This is a genomic window from Phaeobacter sp. HS011 (assembly GCF_018101215.1).
Taxonomy (GTDB): domain Bacteria; phylum Pseudomonadota; class Alphaproteobacteria; order Rhodobacterales; family Rhodobacteraceae; genus Phaeobacter; species Phaeobacter inhibens.
The window spans coordinates 1-17395 of sequence record NZ_JAGEUF010000011.1 but is presented as its reverse complement, the minus strand read 5'-3'; the positions used below and the strand labels follow the sequence as shown (position 1 = coordinate 17395).

11 protein-coding genes and 1 pseudogene are annotated in these 17395 nt (G+C 59.0%); 4 read left to right on the top strand and 8 right to left on the bottom strand.

Annotated elements, in window-relative coordinates; all coding sequences use genetic code 11:
* Window positions 1–6: 6 nt before the first annotated feature.
* The 4 genes from J4721_RS17650 to J4721_RS17635 all read right to left on the bottom strand — a co-directional run bounded on the left by J4721_RS17650 (window position 7) and on the right by J4721_RS17635 (window position 5158).
* Window positions 7–2340 (bottom strand): relaxase/mobilization nuclease domain-containing protein, encoded by a 2334-nt coding sequence (locus J4721_RS17650; protein ID WP_096873516.1) that lies wholly within the window; start codon window positions 2338–2340, stop codon window positions 7–9.
* The gene (locus J4721_RS17645; RefSeq protein ID WP_096708177.1) at window positions 2327–2920 is read right to left on the bottom strand and encodes a helix-turn-helix domain-containing protein; all 594 of its coding nucleotides are present in this window, start codon (window positions 2918–2920) and stop codon (window positions 2327–2329) included. The genes J4721_RS17650 and J4721_RS17645 overlap by 14 nt, the downstream gene beginning before the upstream one ends.
* A 562-nt stretch (window positions 2921–3482) precedes the next feature.
* Window positions 3483–3689: a hypothetical protein gene (locus J4721_RS17640; RefSeq protein ID WP_007120662.1), complete on the bottom strand. Its 207-nt coding sequence runs from the start codon at window positions 3687–3689 to the stop codon at window positions 3483–3485.
* 539 nt (window positions 3690–4228) lie between these two features.
* The gene (locus J4721_RS17635; RefSeq protein WP_096708176.1) at window positions 4229–5158 is read right to left on the bottom strand and encodes a DUF2493 domain-containing protein; all 930 of its coding nucleotides are present in this window, start codon (window positions 5156–5158) and stop codon (window positions 4229–4231) included.
* A 775-nt stretch (window positions 5159–5933) separates the two neighbouring features.
* Between J4721_RS17635 and J4721_RS17630 the strand changes: the two genes are divergently transcribed.
* The 4 genes from J4721_RS17630 to J4721_RS17615 all read left to right on the top strand — a co-directional run bounded on the left by J4721_RS17630 (window position 5934) and on the right by J4721_RS17615 (window position 14653).
* On the top strand, window positions 5934–8165 hold the full coding sequence (locus J4721_RS17630; RefSeq protein ID WP_024099315.1) for an ATP-dependent endonuclease: 2232 nt from the start codon (window positions 5934–5936) through the stop codon (window positions 8163–8165).
* The gene (locus J4721_RS17625) at window positions 8162–10006 is read left to right on the top strand and encodes a UvrD-helicase domain-containing protein (protein ID WP_024099314.1); all 1845 of its coding nucleotides are present in this window, start codon (window positions 8162–8164) and stop codon (window positions 10004–10006) included. Before J4721_RS17630 ends, J4721_RS17625 begins: the two co-directional genes overlap by 4 nt.
* Window positions 10007–10073: 67 nt before the next feature.
* Complete coding sequence (locus J4721_RS17620; protein ID WP_096873515.1) at window positions 10074–11252, top strand: DNA repair exonuclease; 1179 nt, start codon at window positions 10074–10076, stop codon at window positions 11250–11252.
* Window positions 11249–14653: an AAA family ATPase gene (locus J4721_RS17615; protein WP_024099312.1), complete on the top strand. Its 3405-nt coding sequence runs from the start codon at window positions 11249–11251 to the stop codon at window positions 14651–14653. The genes J4721_RS17620 and J4721_RS17615 overlap by 4 nt, the downstream gene beginning before the upstream one ends.
* 159 nt (window positions 14654–14812) lie before the next feature.
* Here the strand turns inward: J4721_RS17615 and J4721_RS17610 are convergent, their stop codons facing one another.
* The 4 genes and pseudogenes from J4721_RS17610 to J4721_RS17595 all read right to left on the bottom strand — a co-directional run.
* A complete protein-coding gene (locus J4721_RS17610; protein ID WP_024099311.1) occupies window positions 14813–15349 on the bottom strand; it encodes a hypothetical protein in 537 nt (178 codons plus the stop codon).
* Window positions 15350–15505: 156 nt separating this feature from the next.
* Complete coding sequence (locus tag J4721_RS17605) at window positions 15506–16234, bottom strand: DUF736 family protein (protein WP_024099310.1); 729 nt, start codon at window positions 16232–16234, stop codon at window positions 15506–15508.
* Between the two features lie 124 nt (window positions 16235–16358).
* On the bottom strand, window positions 16359–16664 hold the full coding sequence (locus J4721_RS17600) for a hypothetical protein (protein ID WP_024099309.1): 306 nt from the start codon (window positions 16662–16664) through the stop codon (window positions 16359–16361).
* 18 nt (window positions 16665–16682) lie between these two features.
* Window positions 16683–17395: pseudogene (locus J4721_RS17595) on the bottom strand (SAM-dependent methyltransferase); the annotation flags it as partial.

Genomic DNA, 17395 nt, shown 5'->3' with positions numbered 1-17395 from the left:
AGGCGCTCAATGGACTTGGCCCCGCTCGGTCTCGCCATCCACGTCTGTCGGGCGGTGCTTTTCATATTCGGTGTCGGCAAGATCATCGACCACCTGGCGCAAGGCCTCCGTGTTGGCCGTCGCTGCATCCGATTGCAGGTAGACCTTGGCGACATAGAGCCGGTCGAGACGGTCCTCGAGAACCTTTTCCAGCGCATCGGCATCGCCAGATGTGAGCCGCTCAAGTTGACGGTTATCAAGCACCCGCGCGATCTCGTCGCGGAAGGCGTCCCGCTCCGCCTCGCTCTCGAAGGGCGCGGACAACTCCCCCGCCCGCTCATGGTCCAGAACACGCGCAATCTCGTCTGCGAGGCGGTCGGCATTGTCAGACCGCGGCGCAGTTTCATCGCGGGTTGCGAGGATGTCGTCGCGCGTGCCAGACCCGAGCCTGTCGCGCAACTCGTTTTCGCGGCGGACCTGATTGATGACCTCCGTGTCCCGGCTCTCGACGACGGCCGCATAGGTCGCGCCAAGCCCGCGGGCGAGGTGGGACGGCATGTCCGGATAGCGCGCGCGCAAGTCATCCGTGACAGCATCTGCAACCGGCACGCGGAGGTCGCGTCCCTCCATGATGCGGTCGACCTCGCGGGTGATCTCGCTGGCGCGGGCCGCATCGGTGATGGTCTCCCTGTAAGGCTCAGACCGGTCGATCACATCGCCGGGACGTGCGAGCAAGTCCGGGTGTGCCTCGAGATACGCGCGCTGCTCCGTCTCGATCCGACGCTCCGCCCGCGAGACCACTTCCCAGTCCCGGTCCTCCACCTGCTGCGCTGTCAGGCCCTCTGCGCGCATCTCCTGACGGATTGTCCCTTCCATCGCCCGGACCGCGTCCCGGTGATAATGGAACCGCTCGCTGATCGGTTCCGCTTCCATGACACCATCCCGGCGCAGCACCTTCTCCTGTTCCAGCATCGTGCCAAGTTCGACGTGCACATCGTTGAGAATGTCGCGGGCCTGTTCCAGATCGGCGCGGCGTTCGAGGTTCAGATCGCGCGCCTCGGCCACCTTGGAGAGATCATTGGCGATCCATTGATGCTCAAGCGCTGCATTTGAGGCGCCCGTCTCGATCCGGGCCACCACTTCCGATGTGCTGATCCCCGTGCCCCGTAGTGCTACGTCAATGCGCGATCTCAAGTCGGGCTCGGCCAGTCGCTCGCGCTGGCTGGCGTCGATATTGGCTTCAGAATAGATCCCCCCCTCCGAGGGGGCCTCTGATAGCGAGCCCGAGCGCAGCCCCAAGGGCTGCATGTGCTGGACCTGCGCCTGGATCTCGATGAGGCGTTTTTCCAGCACGGGACGTTCCGCGTCAGACTTCTCGGCGATCATGCCCTGCACCCGCGCGAGCTTTTCCGCATAGAGGCTTCTGAGATCCTCGAAGCTTTGATCCTCGGCCATATACACATCTCCTGTTCGGTCCACCTGCCCGCCATGGGCCAACACCTCGCCCGCGCGGAAGAGCGCCGCGGCGATGTCTTCGCGGGCCTCCCGGGAGGCCTCTGTGGCCAGCGAATGGTAGACGGTTCTGGTGTTGGCGATCTCCGCCAGCGTCCGGGTCAGGTCTGTCCCCACACGCTCGCGCTCGCGGGGCGCGCGACCCTCTTCTTTCGCCGCATAAACCTCGCTGGTCCGGGCTGGGTAATGCACAACCCCGCGATCCACCCGCCGCGTGGCTTCCAGCCGCACACCGTACTTCTCGGCCTCCTCGACCATGGCGAGGCGGAAGTCGTCATAGTTGAAGCGATGGTTGCGCCCCAGAAAGAAGAACTCACCTTCCTGCGAGCGGCGGTTCAGCACCAGATGCGCATGGGGGTGATCTCGGTCCTCATGCACCGCGATGATGTAATCGAAATGCCCCGCGTCGGTCTGGAAGAACCGCTCGGCCACATCGGTCGCGATGTCGCGCACATCCTCTCCACGCGTGCCGATCGGGAAGGACATGAGCATATGTGTTGTCTGCCCGAGCTTCGGCTTGAAGCCCGCATCCCACCGCTTGGCAAAGCGCTCTGTGAGGTCCTTGATGTCACCCGCCTCGAGCTTCGCCTTGCCATCCAGAAACCCGCTACTGTCGACGATATGGGTGGACTTGGTGGTGAGGTAATCGAGCTGGTTTGCGAGCTGCGATTTGGTATGCGTGCCCCCGCCCCGGATCGCCTTGAAGACCGCCGGCCGGTGCCCTGCTGCCGCGCGCACAAGCTGGGTCTGCTTGGCGACATGCAGCCCCTGCATCGAGCCCCGGATCCGGCTCCAGCCGTCTCGGAAGACCTCGCCCGTGACGGCGTCGACAGCATCATTCAGCCGCATGGGCAAACTCCCTCAGCGCGGCCGTGGCCTGCAGCTGCATCGCGTCTCGACGGCGGCGCAGAAGCAGATCGATCTCGTCCGCGGAATCCAGAATGAACCGCGCCAGCCCGCGCATCTGCGCGAGGCGCAATTCGGTGAACTCGGCACTCGTGCCCCCCACGGCCCCCTGCCCCCGCCGGTTGGCCTGCGTCATCTGCTTGGCAATCTGCGCGACCCCATTGCCGACCTCGTGCAGTGAAGCGCGGTAACGCGCCATCTCGGCTGCCATCTGCGCGTCCGGAACGAACACCCCGCCTGCCGCCTGAATGAGCCGCCGCAGCCCTTCGGCCCGGCTTTCGATTCCGGCCTCGGCCAGCACCTCGTCGAGCGCCGCAAGCTCCGCAGCCGTGACCTTCACACTGACCGCTGAGACCGGAATTGCGGCATCCGTCTGGCGCTCGGCATCGGCTTTGAGCGTGTACTGGATCGCCCGCACCGACACGCCAAACCGTTCTGCCAGCACTGAAGTGGAAACGCCTTCCGCAGCTTCGCGAACGATCTCCATGCGGTCCGCATCTGTGAGACGTTTTGAGCGCGACATGCGAAGAAAGACCCCCTATTTCCTGCCACCTTCCACCAAGGCTGCCCCTACCTTACGATAATATACCAAGCTGTCAATTATATACTTACGTCGCATTCAGGCTCAGGCAGCCTTGGTGTCCGCTTCACGCCGCGGCCCGCAGGGACGCGGCTCTGCCGCCCTCACCACCGGGCGACCCACCTGTCCTAGGGGTCCCGTCCGCCAGCCCCGCCCGAGGGTCTGGCCGAACGCCAAGTGTTCGGACGGAACCGCGGGCGGGCGCAAACCCCACCGACAGGGCGGACAGGCAGGGTCAAGGAGGGCCAGATTTGGCTTGCCAAATCTCTGCCGCAAAAACCGGGAGGCCCTGGCCGATAGGTTTTTGCGGATGGCCCCCTTGAGGCTGACTGGCCGGTCTGTCGCGGCCTGATCATTCCGGGGGGAGTGCGTCCGTTGAACGCGCAGGGACCGGCACCAAGGCGAGGTCGCTGCCGGCGATCACCCGCGCCGGAACCGGCATCCCTGGAACAGGGATCGGGCCGCCCCAAGATCGTCCTGGGGCGGCCCATCCTCGTCAGAGGATTCAGTCCTGGGGATCTTTCGCGCTCGGCGGGAACATCACCAGCTCCGAGACCGCGACCGGGAAGTCGAGCTTGAGGCTGAAGAACTCCGAGCCGTCCCCGTTGCGGGTGTTGCGGAACATAGCGCCCACGCGCTGAAAGCGGGTGCGCTCCTGGCCATCGGTATCGGTGAACTTGACGGGGACGGTTGCGACGTAGTGGTTGGTCATTTGGGTTACTCCTTGTTGCGATGGGGATCACCCGGCACGGGGGCAAGAGGCTCGGTCGCAAGCGCAAATGCGGAGGGTCCGCGGCTTTGCCGTGGAAGCCGTATTTGTGCTTGCCGAAGCGTGAGCTGAGGGCACGGACGGGCCGACCCCGTGCGATCCACATCGATGAGCAAAAAGGAGTGATCCGGATGACCCCTTACATCACGCCGACGCCGTCATCTGCGTCCTCGTCCCGCCGCTCCTGGCCGGGGTGCTCACGGAGCCCGCCCGCGTGGGTTCGATGTTCCGAAACACGCCCCGAGGGACGTGCAGGGCTTCAGCCTAAAGTGCGACGGCTCGACCCCTTGCGTCTTGTGCTGCGAACGATGTGCGTGAGGTGCGCACCATCCCCAGCCCGTACCGATGCGGATGGGCCGCACTCTGACGGACCGGGTAGAGGGATAACGGTACTGGACGCCACGAGCTGCCGATCACGCGTGACCGACCGCACGCACCATGAGACATGACGAAAGGGCCGCGCCAAGCGCGACCCCCTCTCTTCAATTCTGCGACGCCTTCTTCGCCGGGTCCGCAACCCGCATGACCGTCAGACCTTTCGCTTCCGCCTTCTGCCCGAGGTTCAGCGCGACTCCGTTGCCGCCGAAGAGTACAACCCCCGTCGCCGCGAACTTGTCGTCCAGCATTTCGTCGTTGCACTTGAACGGTGCCGCCCGCCCATGCGCGGACCAGCGCGGATCGAAGCGCGCCTGTGCTATCCCGCGTGCTCGGGCCCACCGGGCCGCAATCATCTCTGCCCCGTGCTTGCCGCCCTTGTGGCAGAGGAAGATCTCCTGGTTGCGGTTCTGCTTGATCCGTTCGCGAACCTTGTCGAGCGTGTTGAAGATCACATCGACATCGGTCCAGTCGGTGGCGCCTGAGACGATCAGGGGCACCCCCGCGACTTTCGACTTCTCGGCGGTTTCACGGTCGTGCTGCTCCAGGAGCTGCCGTGCCTCGAAGACCGCCCCGGTCTCCTGCGCCCGGACGCTTGCGCGCGACCCGGCTGCCGGGATGAAGGCGTGGCCCGTCTCGATCTCGTAGCATTCCGCCGCCGCCTCGCTCATCACCTCGATAGCGCTGACAATCTCGCGCAGCTGCAGAAAGCGCGCCTGCGCCTCGTCGAGCGCGGTCTCGGCGATCTCCGATCCGTCGTGGGATTTTGCCAGCGCGCCGATCTTGTCGGCGGTGCGGTCGACCTCCTTGCCAAGCGCCACCTTGCGGCGCTGCAGGATCGTGGCGAGCCCATGGGCCAGCGGTTCGATCTCTGCTTCAAGCCCGGTCCCGCGCAGCTGACCGAGCAAAGCCTCGAAGCTCTCGCGGATGATGTGGTCGCTCAGGATGTGATCTTCCGGGATCGGCAGGTGGGCGTCCTTCTCGGTCAGTCCGAAAAGCTCGATGGTCTCGTAGGTGTTCGCAGTGTCGTAAGCCATGTCTGGTCTCCAGTGTTCGGTTGCAAGGCCACCACGTGAGTGTGGGGGCATGGCCGAATGTCTGGTTTCCGAATCTGCCCGGGTCAGGGACGGCGCAGCCGCCGGCTTGCCGGGCGCAAAAGTTTTCCGCGTGCAGCAACTGACACATGCGCGCCCTCACGCACGGGACCGCCCCAAGCCACAGGCCCCGTCCTCGCCGAAAAGTTTTGCGATCCTTGACGCGGGCTGATTTGGGGGCCATCCGGAGGATATGCTTCCACGCTCATGTGTGTGTGTTTTGACGGTAGGTTTGCCCGACACGAGCAGGCAAACGGCCCGACCGGACGCGGGAGACGGATGCAGCGGCGGGATCGTTTTGCCCCGCAAAACAGACCAGAGCGCAATCCGGCGGAGCGGCCAGGGAGAGACGTGCTCGCGAGGCGGGCAAACCGGGACGCCGGGTGCGACGCCGCGGTGAGGCCGCATGGCCGAATGCGCGACGGACCGAAGGGCCGTTCTCCCCTGCGACACGCGAAGCCGAGCTGGGGAGGCCGCAAGGCATAAGCCAAGGTTGATGTGCAGGCGACTACGCTGCAGAATACACGGATTACTTTTCGAAGCACTCCACGTGATGGGCCGGGAACGGACTGGCGGCTTCATGGCAATGAATGCAAATAAGGGGACATCCCTCGTTGCCATGGTTCGGTCCTCCCGAAATTCTACACCTAGGGAGCGACGCATTGGACTGCCCCTTTCACGGTAGACAAGCCCTGCCTCATAAGGTGGGTTTGGATGGGTGACGCAGTTGTCTTGCTTTTGTCAGCTTGGTGACATTCGCGCCGTTGCGAGCATCAGTTTTGTGTCAACCGGCGACGAATTTACCTTCCCGAACACAACCAATGATTGCTATCATCTTCGCAGCTTACAGGGGGACTGGATGCGTCTAGGTAGTATATCCATTCGAAATTTTCGGCGCCTGAATGATGTGTCCGTTGATTTCGAAAGCAAGGAAACTGTTTTTGTTGGCCCGAACAACAGCGGCAAGACTTCTGCGACGGCTGCCATTCGAAGCTTTCTCGGGAACCGGGAATTCAAGATTCATGACTTCTCCATTCTCGCAATTGCCTCTATCGACGCATACGCTCCAAGGAACGAATCCAGCCTACCTCAAATAGAACTTGATCTCTGGTTTCACATCGATCCGGACTCAATTGCGTTCGGTCGGGTCTTTGCCCTGGCAACGAGCCTTTCCGCTGATTTCTCGGAAATCGGGATGCGCTGCTCGTTCGCTGCGGATGACGCAGCAGAACTCTGGAAGCATTACGATGCAGCTTTCCCGACAAAGGAAGACGGTACCCGCAAGCGCCCTTTGAGCTTCTTCCTTGGAATGGAAGGCAACTTGAAAAAGTATTTTGGCATCAAGGTGTCCTCGCTGGAAAAGCTGGAAGAGGAATTCGTGGCAACGGCACTCTCCGCGCAAGAAGGCAAGAAGATTGTCCATTCTCTGCTGCGCGTCGATTTCGTTGATGCCCAGCGAAATATTGACGACGAGAATGCCGCGAGGAGCAACAGACTGTCAGACGCCTTTGCGACGTATTACCGGAGAAACCTGGAGCAGGCGGAACTGGCCGAAGAAGCTGTAGCGATCATTGAACAGAATAATGAAAATCTGACTAGGCACTACGACGAACGCTTCAGACCCCTGATGACAATGATCGGAGGTCTTGGCCTTCCCTCCGACAACGACCGCGCGATGAAGGTCGTTTCGACACTCAGTTCGGAGGTTGCGTTACGCGGTAACACCGAACTCTTCTACGTCGATGCCAGCACCAGCCATGAGCTACCCGAGGCCTATAACGGACTGGGTTTCAAGAACCTGGTGTTCATGGCCATTCAGGTCGATCATTTTTATCGGCAATGGCTCGCGACCGAAGACAACCGTCCGCTGTGCCAGATGATCTTTATCGAAGAACCGGAAGTGCATTTGCACGCTCAGGTCCAACAAACATTCATTCGCCAGATGTGGGACGTGCTCACCGCTGACGCACCAGAAGGCGAAAGCAAGCCCCAGCTCACAATCACGACCCACTCGTCGCACATCCTGGATACCGTGGATTTCTCAAAAATCCGCTACTTCCGTCGGTGCCATATCAACGGTGAACAGGATGGAGTGACCTATCAGGGAACGACCGTGCACAGCCTTCGCCAATTTCAACCTGAGCCACTTGAATTGGGCGGCGATATGATTGAACCAGAGGAATCACTTTCCTTTCTCAAAAAATATCTGAGACTTACGCATTGCGACTTGTTCTTCTCCGATGCTGCCATACTCGTTGAGGGGTCTGCGGAAAAACTGCTTTTGCCGCGCATGATTGACATATCGGCGCAGAATCTGAACAAAAAGTATCTGACCATTCTGGAGGTAGGTGGCGCTTATGGGATGCGCTTCGCCGGATTGTTGGAATTCCTCGAAATTCCCTATTTGGTCATCACCGATATCGACTCCGTTGATCCCGCGAGAAACCGGGCGAGTTGCGTCGCTACCCATCCGGGAGCCGTTTCGTCGAATGCGACTCTGGGGTATTTCTTTGGAGAGACGAGAGTCGCCGAACTCTCCGGCAACACCTTTGACGATTGTCTGCAAGCTGAAGGGATGCGTTTTGTCGCCTATCAAAAGCCAGTAGAAGTTAACCGTCAGGACAATGCTCAAACCTTCCACGGGCGAACCCTTGAAGAAGCCTTTGTCTTCGAAAACCTCGACCACTTCCATGCCGATGGACTCAGTATCGGCATTGACTTGCCGGATGGTCGAGCCGAATTGCAAGAGGCCGTCTGGCGACGCATTAAAAGCGATACTTTCAAAAAAACAGAATTTGCTATGGATGTCCTTGCCTTCGAAATACCGGCAGGCGGGGACGAAGAAGCGAATGCGGGAGAGAACCGGGACTGGAATGTTCCCCACTACATCGACGAAGGCCTAAAATGGCTGGAGACACGTCTCTCCCAAAACCTGGGAGCCGGCGAATGACGGCAGAACTCAAGCCAACTGAGGCCGATAAGAAAATTGCTGAGTGCATCGCCAAGGACGTTTCATTTTCGGTTATCGCAGGCGCTGGTTCAGGCAAAACCACATCGCTCGTTGAAGCTCTGAAAGGAATCCAGAGGTCCCGTGGAAACGAGCTTCGGAAAAACGGTCAGCGCGTGGTGTGTATCACATACACAAACCGTGCCGTTGGAGTGATTTCGTCGCGTCTAGGTTTCGATGACCTCTTTTACGTTTCCACTCTGCACGGGTTCCTTTGGGCGGAAATCGCGCGCTTCCAGGATGCTATTCGGGAGACCCTTCGTGATGCGATCGTCCCGCAACATATGGAAAAGGCCCGCGAGAAAGACAACGGGGGGACGTCTCAGGCCGCTCAAAAAGCGAGGAAAGACCTTGAGCGCCTGACTGCCCAACTTGCTGCGCTAAACGCGCATAAACCGCCGATATGCTACGAAGAAACCGTTATCAGCGACTATTCCAAATGTGTCCTGAACCATGATGATGTTATTGACGTCGCGGCCTATCTAATCACGAACAAACCACTCTTGCGCAAAGGCCTCGGGTTCAAATACCCCTACATCTTTGTCGATGAAGCTCAAGACACCTTCCCGCAGGTCGTCGAGGCGCTCAATGCTGTGTGCGCGGACGAAGGTTTACCAATCGTCGGATATTTCGGCGATCCGATGCAGCAGATTTACGATAAGCGTGCCGGAGGTTTTGCCGGTCCAAAAGGCTCCGAAAAGATTCCGAAGGAAGAGAATTTTCGAAGCTCAACCTCGGTGATCGACCTTCTCAACAACTTCAGAACCGATCTGAAGCAGGTTCCGGGTGGGAAGAACTCCGACGTTAAGGGCAGCGTCTTGATTACGATCGCGCAGGCTCCCGACCCTGCCGGTCCACGGAAAACCTATACCTCTGAACAACTCGATGAGGTAACGGCGAAGTTCGAGGAAGCCGTTGAACAATGGGGATGGACCGATATTACTCCTGTAAAGAACCTTTTTCTGGCACGCCAGATGATCGCCCGGAGGCTCGGATTCGTTACACTGCACAAGCTCTTTACAGGTGACTATTCGTCGTCCAGATCCCAATCCGACTATGAAGACGGCACGCACTATCTTCTCAAGCCCTTTGTGGACGGCATTTTTTCTTTGGTCGATGCATCCCGCAACAACTATCCTAAGAAGCTGATTGAAACACTCCGAAGAATAAGCCCTGCTTTTGACGACACTGGAGCGAACAAGAGCAAAACCCTCAAACAGATGCTCGAGGAAGCCTCAAAACACGCCGCTGCTTTGGCAGAAAAATGGGAAGGCAATACGGTCAAAGAAATTCTGGAATACTGTAGCGCGAACGCGCTTTATCCAATTTCGGACCGCCTTGCAGGTCAGTTGGCTCGCGCTCCCCGCCAAGCTTATGACTCCGGCAATGAGGATCACCAAAGGGAAAAAGGAGATTGGCTGGCTGATGAATTCTTCAAGCTGAAGGCTGACGAACTCGAAAAGTACATCGAATTTCTGGATGAGAATTCTCCTTTCAGTACGCAGCACGGCTCGAAAGGCGAAGAGTATGAAAACGTGCTGGTCATGATCGACGATATCGAGGCAGCCTGGAATACCTACAGCTTTTCGAAAGTTCTGACCCCTGGTGTCGCGGGCAATCCGACCGACCGGCAGCAAGAACTTACTCAAAAGCTGGCTTATGTCTGTTTTTCACGGGCGGAAGTGAACCTTAGGATTTTGATGTTTTCGAAAGCCGCGGAAGCGGCCAAAAAAGAACTGGTTGAGCGCGGTTTGTTCCAGGACAGCCAGGTTTCAATTTTATAGGTACCGGACAGATCCTTATGCAGATTCATTTTTTCACATCGATCGTTTTCAGGAAGATTTAAAATCTATGCGTGTCCTCGTTTCAGCCGACATTCATCTCGGGTCGCCGATTCGCTCGACCGCGATGCGCAATCCGGATCTGGGTGACCATCTGAAACAGGCAAGTCGGGACACGTTCATTCGCATTGTTGATCTGGCAATCTCGGAAAGTGTCGATGCACTGGTTCTCGCTGGCGACATCTTTGATAATGACCAACCAGACCTGAAGTCCCGGGCATTTCTGATCTCGCAATTGGCACGCGCCGCTGACGCGGGTGTTCCCACAGTACTGATCCGTGGCAACCACGATGCCCTTCTCGATCACCGAGCCCACGGTAACCTGGGTCCGAATATTCATTTGCTGCACAAGAACGAGCCCAGCGTGGAAATCGGTGGCGTGTGGTTCCACGGACTGTCTTTCGACACGGCGCATGTCTCAAAAAGCTTCCTGCCCGACTACCCGGCGCCGGTGGCTGGCCGGAAAAACGTCGGACTGATGCATACGTCGCTGGATGGCTCGCCAGGTCACGATCCCTATGCTCCCTGCTCCGAGCAGGATCTGCTGGCACATGGCTATGACCTTTGGTGCCTCGGCCACATCCATGCCCCCTTTGAGCGCACATCAGGCCCAGTTCTCGCTGTCATGCCGGGCATTCCGCAACCACGCCACTTCGGAGAACTTACCGGCGGTACGGTCGCGATTGTCGAGCTTGATGATGACACTCCGAATATCGAACGGCATCGGGTTGGACATCTGAGATTCACCGAATGCGCTTTGGATCTCAGTAAATCTTCAGATGTTCAGGAAGTTTTGAGCGCGCTTCGGTGTGCACTCCAAGGGGTGCAGCATCCAGAACACCGCATAGCGGTGCGTCTGCAGGTGGCCACAGGCCACCATACTGCTGAGACACTGACGGCCCTTGCGAACGAATTGTTCGATGACATCGAGCGCGTGTTTATCGACAAAATCAAAGTGGTTGCCCCCAAACAACTGATCGACGCAAAGGCGGATGACCTAGTGCGCCTGATGCGGGCCGAGCTCACCGAACCGGGCTTCCAGCTGGCCACCAAAGAGATCCTCGAAGAACTCAGAAACGCAATGCCCCGTGAAATTGCCGACGAATTATCTGAAGACGCCTTGGATGACCTTTTGGAGGAGGCCGTTACTGAAGTTACGCTGTCTCTGCACTCAGGAGCCGCGGAATGAGACTGAACCGGCTTGATCTCATTCGCTATGGCCGTTTTGACGGCGCCGAGATCGTGCTCCCGGCACCAGCCGAGGGCAAACCTGATGTCACCGTAATCTATGGACCGAATGAATCGGGAAAATCCACGGCCTTTAACGGGTTTCTGGAACTTCTCTTTGGTATGAAAGCAGGAACCCACCCGTACGCTTTCAGGTTTGAACGCAATGACCTTTTGGTCGGAGCGGAGCTGGGTATCCCCGGACGCGGGGTGACAGTTTTGCGCCGAAATGGCAAACGCACCCAGTCCCTGCTTGATCATCAGGACCGCCCGGTCGACGAAGCCATTCTTTCAAGTGCGCTCCATGGCCTTTCCATGGAGGGTTATGTCGAAAGGTTCTCACTCAACGACGAAGGACTCCGCAAAGGCGGTGAACGGATTGCCGAGGCAAAAGGCGACCTGGGCCAGCTTCTGCATGCGGGTGTATCAGGCCTGACCAGTATGGCGACGACACTGGAAGACATGACAGCCCGCGCCGAAAAGTTTCACAAGAAGAGCGGCCGAGGTACGGCGCTCAAAACCGGCAAAGACCACTTGAAAGAGATCCATCAGGCACTTCGAACGGAACGTCTCACGCCGGATCGGGAACGCACTCTTCGGAAAGACAGAGAGACCGCGCAAAAGGCTTTCGAACAGGCGGACACCGACCTCACGCGTGCCCGAAAACGGCAGGCAGCAGGAGCGGCGGCGCAGACCTGGTATGACAAATCGGAGGAAATTCGGAAAATCGACGAATTTTCTGCCGATTTTCCGGAAGGTCCGAATTTGAAGAAGGGCACGGATGGGCAAGTCGCCACACTCGTGACAACCCTATCGGAGAAAGCAGAAAGTATCGCAGGCGCCGATGACAGAATTGCGCGCCATGAAGCGGTCATTTCAGAAAATGAGGCTGACCCGGCTGCCGGACATCTCGAAGCGGAACTCACAGAGCTGGATCAAATCAGAATCGATGGGGCGTCCCTCACCTCCCGAGCGGACACGGCCAGATCGGATCTGGAAAAGCGCGCAGGTGAGCGCGATGACGCGGGCCGCCAGATAAAACAGATTCTGACAGCGTTGGCGGTAAGTGACGAGCCTGTAGAGGCCTTGGTCCTGACGACCGAAGAACTGGAGACACTCGCGGATGCGGTACAGGCCTGTCAAACCAGCGAGGGCGAGCTGCGAGCGGCTTCAAACGTGTTGAAGACCGCACGCGATCAGCTGGGGGATACTCCAACCGAACCAAAGGACTTGTCTCACCTGCAGATCGCGTTTGACGCATGGCAGAAAGTTTCGGACGTGTCAGGTCTTGAACATAACCTCGCATCGGAACTCGCCCGGCTAGCCAAAGCAGTTTCGGGTCTACCTGCTTCTTGGCAGACACTTATCGAGAACGGCCTGCCTGCACGTGAAAGTCTCGATGAAATCCTCAGGGAATGGAACACCCTGAATGCCAACATCGTTTCCGCCACAGAAGATTTGGAAGGTCGCGAAGCGGACTACAAGGCCGCGCGCGCAAAACGCGAAGCCGACGAAAGCGCGCCGGATTCGATTGACGCTGCAGCGACGGAAGAAACCCGTCGTCAGCGTGACACAGCCTGGCAATCCCATCGTGGCAGTCTCTCCGACAAAACCGCGGAGCGTTTTGAGGAGGCCATGCATGCAGATGATGGCGCCCGAACGAGCTATCTGATGGGCACGGAGGCGCGCAAACAGCTTGCAAACTCGCGCGCACAGGAAAGCACCGCAAAAGCCGCACGTGACACGGCAAAAGACAAACTCGAAGCACTCACCGGAAAACACGAAGCTTTGACCAAGCGGGGCGGCTCACTCGCGACTGCCCTGGGCTTTCCCGTCGATACGGGGCCGGCTGCGTTTGCTGCTAGACTTACCAGCCTGACGGCGGCGGCTGAGATCGCAACTGAGGTCACTATTGCGGAGAATGCCTTTGAGGACCGCGCCAAGCGCCGCAAGGCAGCCTTTGACGAACTGCTGGCAGCAGCCCGCCTAGTCGCCCTTGAAGGTGAAGATAGTGACCTCCCTGAGCGGGTTGGCAAGGCTCTCACACTTCAGGAAAGTGTCCGTAAGACATGGGAGAACTGGCGTCGCGGGGAACGTAGCATTGCCGACTACCAGAAAGCTGTATCCCAAGCCGAGACAGATCATAAGGCAGCCTTGAACCGACTGGAAACGCTGACCTCGGCGCGACCTCTTCCTGATCGCTCGGCCACGGGCGTGAAAGCAGCGCTGCCGCACCTGCGCACGCTGCAACAGGTTCACAGTAATCACAGAAGCCTGGCGGGACGTGTTGAAGCCCTGGAACGCGCCGTTGCCACCCTGGCAAGGAGTGCCGCACGATTGGCGGAGATCCTGGAGGAGCCTTACAATCCGAAAGACGATCCACTTCCCATCATCAACCGCGCTCGTGCGCGTGTAACCAAAACCGCTGAGGCGGATCGTGTGAGAAAACGAGAAGAAGACCTTCTCGACAAGGAGGTCAAAGGCCGAAAGCGTGCGATAGTTGCCCGGGACGAAGCGCAAACCCAGCTGGAAAACTTGTTTGAAGGACAAGGTGGTGAGGATCTTTCGCCGACGGAGCGCGTGGGGATTCTAGCTGAACGCGACGAGTTGCGCGAAGACCGGGCCAATGCGGACACGAGCCGCAATAAGGCGCGCGACGGCGTGGATCGTACGCTCTTTGACGAAGAGCTGACGCGATTGCCCGATGTAACGCGAGAAGCGGAACTGCAGCAAAAACTTGACGATGCGCAAACGGCACGGGATGCCGCTTTGAAGGAAATGAATGAAAAAGAACGCCTTTACGAGGAAGCTTTTCATGCCGCTGACAACAGCGATCTGATCACCGAACAGGCCACGATCCTCGAAGAGTTACGAAACGGTGCAAGGCATGCGGCTGTCGCAAGGCTCGGGATATTGGCTGCGCGGGGTGCCTTAAAGCGCCTGGCTGCCGAACGAAGCAGCGCAATGCTGAAAGACGTGGAAGAAGCTTTTGTCACCATGACATCTAAGGAATGGGAAAAAGTCGTTGTCTGGAGTGAATCCGAGGGCGAAAAGCTGGTCGGCATCAAACCCGGCGGCGGCCCCGTGAAGGTCGAAAACATGTCCACTGGAACCATGGGCCAATTATATTTTGCCCTGCGCCTGGCCGGTTACCGCAGCTTCGCGCGTGATCCGGGCCCCCTGCCCATGGTTCTCGACGATATTATGGAAACCTTCGACGATACCCGTGCATCTGCCGCATTGAATCTCTGTGCCGAGATCGGACGGAGCGGTCAGGCAATCATTTTCACGCACCATGCGCACCTGTTGGAGCTTGCACGCAAGAACATTCCAGGAGTTTCCGTCGTGGAGATGCCGCATTAGCATCCCGCTGTTCACTCTTTCACCTGAAGTTTGATGACTATGGAACAGCTCTTCAAAAAATATGGACCGCTTTCGCGCGCTACCGGCGATACGCCTAAGGGACCGGTGGCCAAGGCGGCAAATCCGATCACAGCCTGAGCCAGGGGAGCGGCCTCGATTTTACAGGGTGTTCCCAGGCCGCAGCGGCATGATTTCACGCTCGGGGCGCTTCAGGGCTTCGGCGTATTTGCGGGCGTTGTCGTCAATCGTGCCGTGCCAAAGCTTCGAGACGAACGCGCGGGCGTCTTGGACTTTCATGTCTTTCAGCGAAGAGGACAGCGCCATGAAAAGCTCATCCTCGCTGATCGCAGCGGCGCTGTGCATGGCGCCAGCGTAAAATGACGGGTCGTTGAGAACCTGCTCGCTCAGCGGCATCCGCGCGAGGTTCTCTTCCGGGATCGCCATGAAAATCGTGTCCTGCAGGTCGGTCAGATACGCACGCCGCGATGTGGACACCGGCTTTCTCGCCGCCTTGTCCTCCAGATGTGCCTGCCTTGTCCTGTCGAGATTTGCCCTTGCATGGGTCATGATGACTTCACGCTTTCGGGCGGGTAGCGCGAATCCGGTGCAGCGCTCGATATGGGCGAGGAGATCTGCAACCTCTGCCTCAACATCAAAGTTGTCAAACCATGGAACCGTCCCTGATCTAGCCGCCACGTGCCCGCCCTCGATGTATCGATAATATATTATTGTATCACATTTGCACCTGATCGCAAGCGGGGGACGTCCTTCACGCAAACGGACATGGAAAAAGGGGAACCGTGATCCCACGGCTCCCCTTTCGGTTCAGATCGTCTCCCCCCCGCGCGCCGATTAGGCGACCAAGGAGAGCCCCGCGCCCGCGTCCTGCGGCTGCTCACCGCTGTCGATGAACGGGATGATCGAGAAGGTCTTTCCGCCGCGCTGTTCTTCGTTCTGCACGGCGTTGACGCGCAAGTCGCCATCAGGCGTGTTGATCAGCAGCGACAGGTAGTCATTGCCCGTGCGGCTGCTTTTGGCCATCCACGCCGAGCCGACGCGGATCGGTTTACCCCGGGGCGAGCTGACCTCGATGCGGTAATCGGGGTGGGTCTCCTCGGATTTGTAGCTGTTCTCGATCAGCATAAACTCCAGATCGAACATCATGTTGGCGATGTAGCCCGTGAAGGCGTTGTCAGCGTCCATGGCGGTGAGCTCGCCCGAGATCGAGCCGGATTTCATCAGGCCGTTCGAGACCAGCGGGATGATCTCGAATTCGCCGCTCTGGGCCGCGCGCGCCTCTTTCGTCTGCACCGCGTTGACCCGGAACGGGCCGAGGCCGACATCGATCTGCATCGAGATGTAGGGGTTGCCGCTGGTATTGCCGGTCTCGTTCCAGGCCGTGCCGATACGCACCTTGCGGCCTGATTTGTTGACTGCCGTCACGTCGTAATCCGGGCTGCGAGCGGACATCTTGGCCCGTGCCTCGATCTGGATGGCGATGTCAAAGCGCGTCGAATGGATCATGCCGGTGTACTCGGCGGCTGCGGTCTCGACATTGCGGGTGAGGGTTCCTGCGAACATGGGATGGTTCCTTTTGGATTGGCCGGTGCCTGACGTTTTTGCCAACGCAACCGGGATTGCTTTCTCGACCCCTTGAGGGATCACAAACCAGAAAGCTCGCTTTCCTTTCTTCCCAACCTTCAGTTCAGCGCTGACGCCTGAAAGACTGTGCCACCTTCCCGCCGGGTACGACGCCCCTCCCCTGTTCGTCTGGCCTCGGATGGCTGTCCTGGGTATTCTCGTCGACCTCCTCCGATCCCGCGATGAAGAACTCTGCTTCCTCCCCGTTCAACCGCTGCCCGCTCCGGTCGGTCAGCCCGATGGTGCTGCCGTTCGGCTCAAACGTGATCAGGTATTGGCCGAGGCTGTCCTTGTGAACAACGTAGCCGGTATTGGCCCAGTGCACGGTCTGGCCTGCATCGATGGCGGTTTTGATCTCTCCGAGTGTCATGATCTTTCCCCCCATTGCCTATTCTGCTGCCACTGAAGCGGCATCTGGTGCATGCCCCAAGATCCGAGTCAGAATGCGGCCCGTGTCGATCCCGTCCCCATGCGGCAGAAACACCCGCAACTGAAAGGCGATGATCTCCGTGAAGCAGCCGAGCGCCTTGAGGCCTTCGATCATGCCCTTGTCCGCACCGCCCAGCTCAAGGCGCATCTCGCCTGCGACCCGGCGACGGGTCAGGGTGAGACCCCGGCCCAGATCGACAGGCGCGGTGGTGCCGAGGGCGGCGGTCAGCATCTCCTGTGGCGTTTGCGGGTTGGAGACGAGGAAGCTGGCGCGCAGCGCGGCCGCCCCTTCCTCGCTCAGCGTGCGCCCGATCATGGCGGTCGCCCCGTCCGGCGTGACGCGGTAGATGCGTTCATTCGTGGTCGGGATGTCCTTCCAGATCGGCAACAGCAGCCCGGTCAGCAGGTAGAGCTTGGTTGTGGTGGTTTTTGGCAAGGACGCTGCCTCGGCATCCCAAAGCCGTGCAAACTCGGGCCTGTCGATCTCTTCCCAAGCCGAGGACTCGAAGCGCGTCTCTTCGAGGTAGCTGGAGCCATTGGGCCGCACCGCCTTGCGCATGAGCGTGACGATATCCTCGTCATACATCTGCATGGGGCGCGCCGAGATGAGCGCCGCGCGACCGGAGGCGCGATTGACCATCGGTAACTTGTCGGGATTGCGCGACATGGCCT

Excerpts from the sequence above, each read along its gene's own strand:
- J4721_RS17650 (WP_096873516.1), bottom strand. The coding sequence starts at position 2,340 with ATGCGGCTGAATGATGCTGTCGACGCCGTCACGGGCGAGGTCTTCCGA.
- J4721_RS17645 (WP_096708177.1), bottom strand. The coding sequence starts at position 2,920 with ATGTCGCGCTCAAAACGTCTCACAGATGCGGACCGCATGGAGATCGTT.
- J4721_RS17640 (WP_007120662.1), bottom strand. The coding sequence starts at position 3,689 with ATGACCAACCACTACGTCGCAACCGTCCCCGTCAAGTTCACCGATACC.
- J4721_RS17635 (WP_096708176.1), bottom strand. The coding sequence starts at position 5,158 with ATGGCTTACGACACTGCGAACACCTACGAGACCATCGAGCTTTTCGGA.
- J4721_RS17625 (WP_024099314.1), top strand. The coding sequence starts at position 8,162 with ATGACGGCAGAACTCAAGCCAACTGAGGCCGATAAGAAAATTGCTGAG.
- J4721_RS17620 (WP_096873515.1), top strand. The coding sequence starts at position 10,074 with ATGCGTGTCCTCGTTTCAGCCGACATTCATCTCGGGTCGCCGATTCGC.
- J4721_RS17615 (WP_024099312.1), top strand. The coding sequence starts at position 11,249 with ATGAGACTGAACCGGCTTGATCTCATTCGCTATGGCCGTTTTGACGGC.
- J4721_RS17605 (WP_024099310.1), bottom strand. The coding sequence starts at position 16,234 with ATGTTCGCAGGAACCCTCACCCGCAATGTCGAGACCGCAGCCGCCGAG.
- J4721_RS17600 (WP_024099309.1), bottom strand. The coding sequence starts at position 16,664 with ATGACACTCGGAGAGATCAAAACCGCCATCGATGCAGGCCAGACCGTG.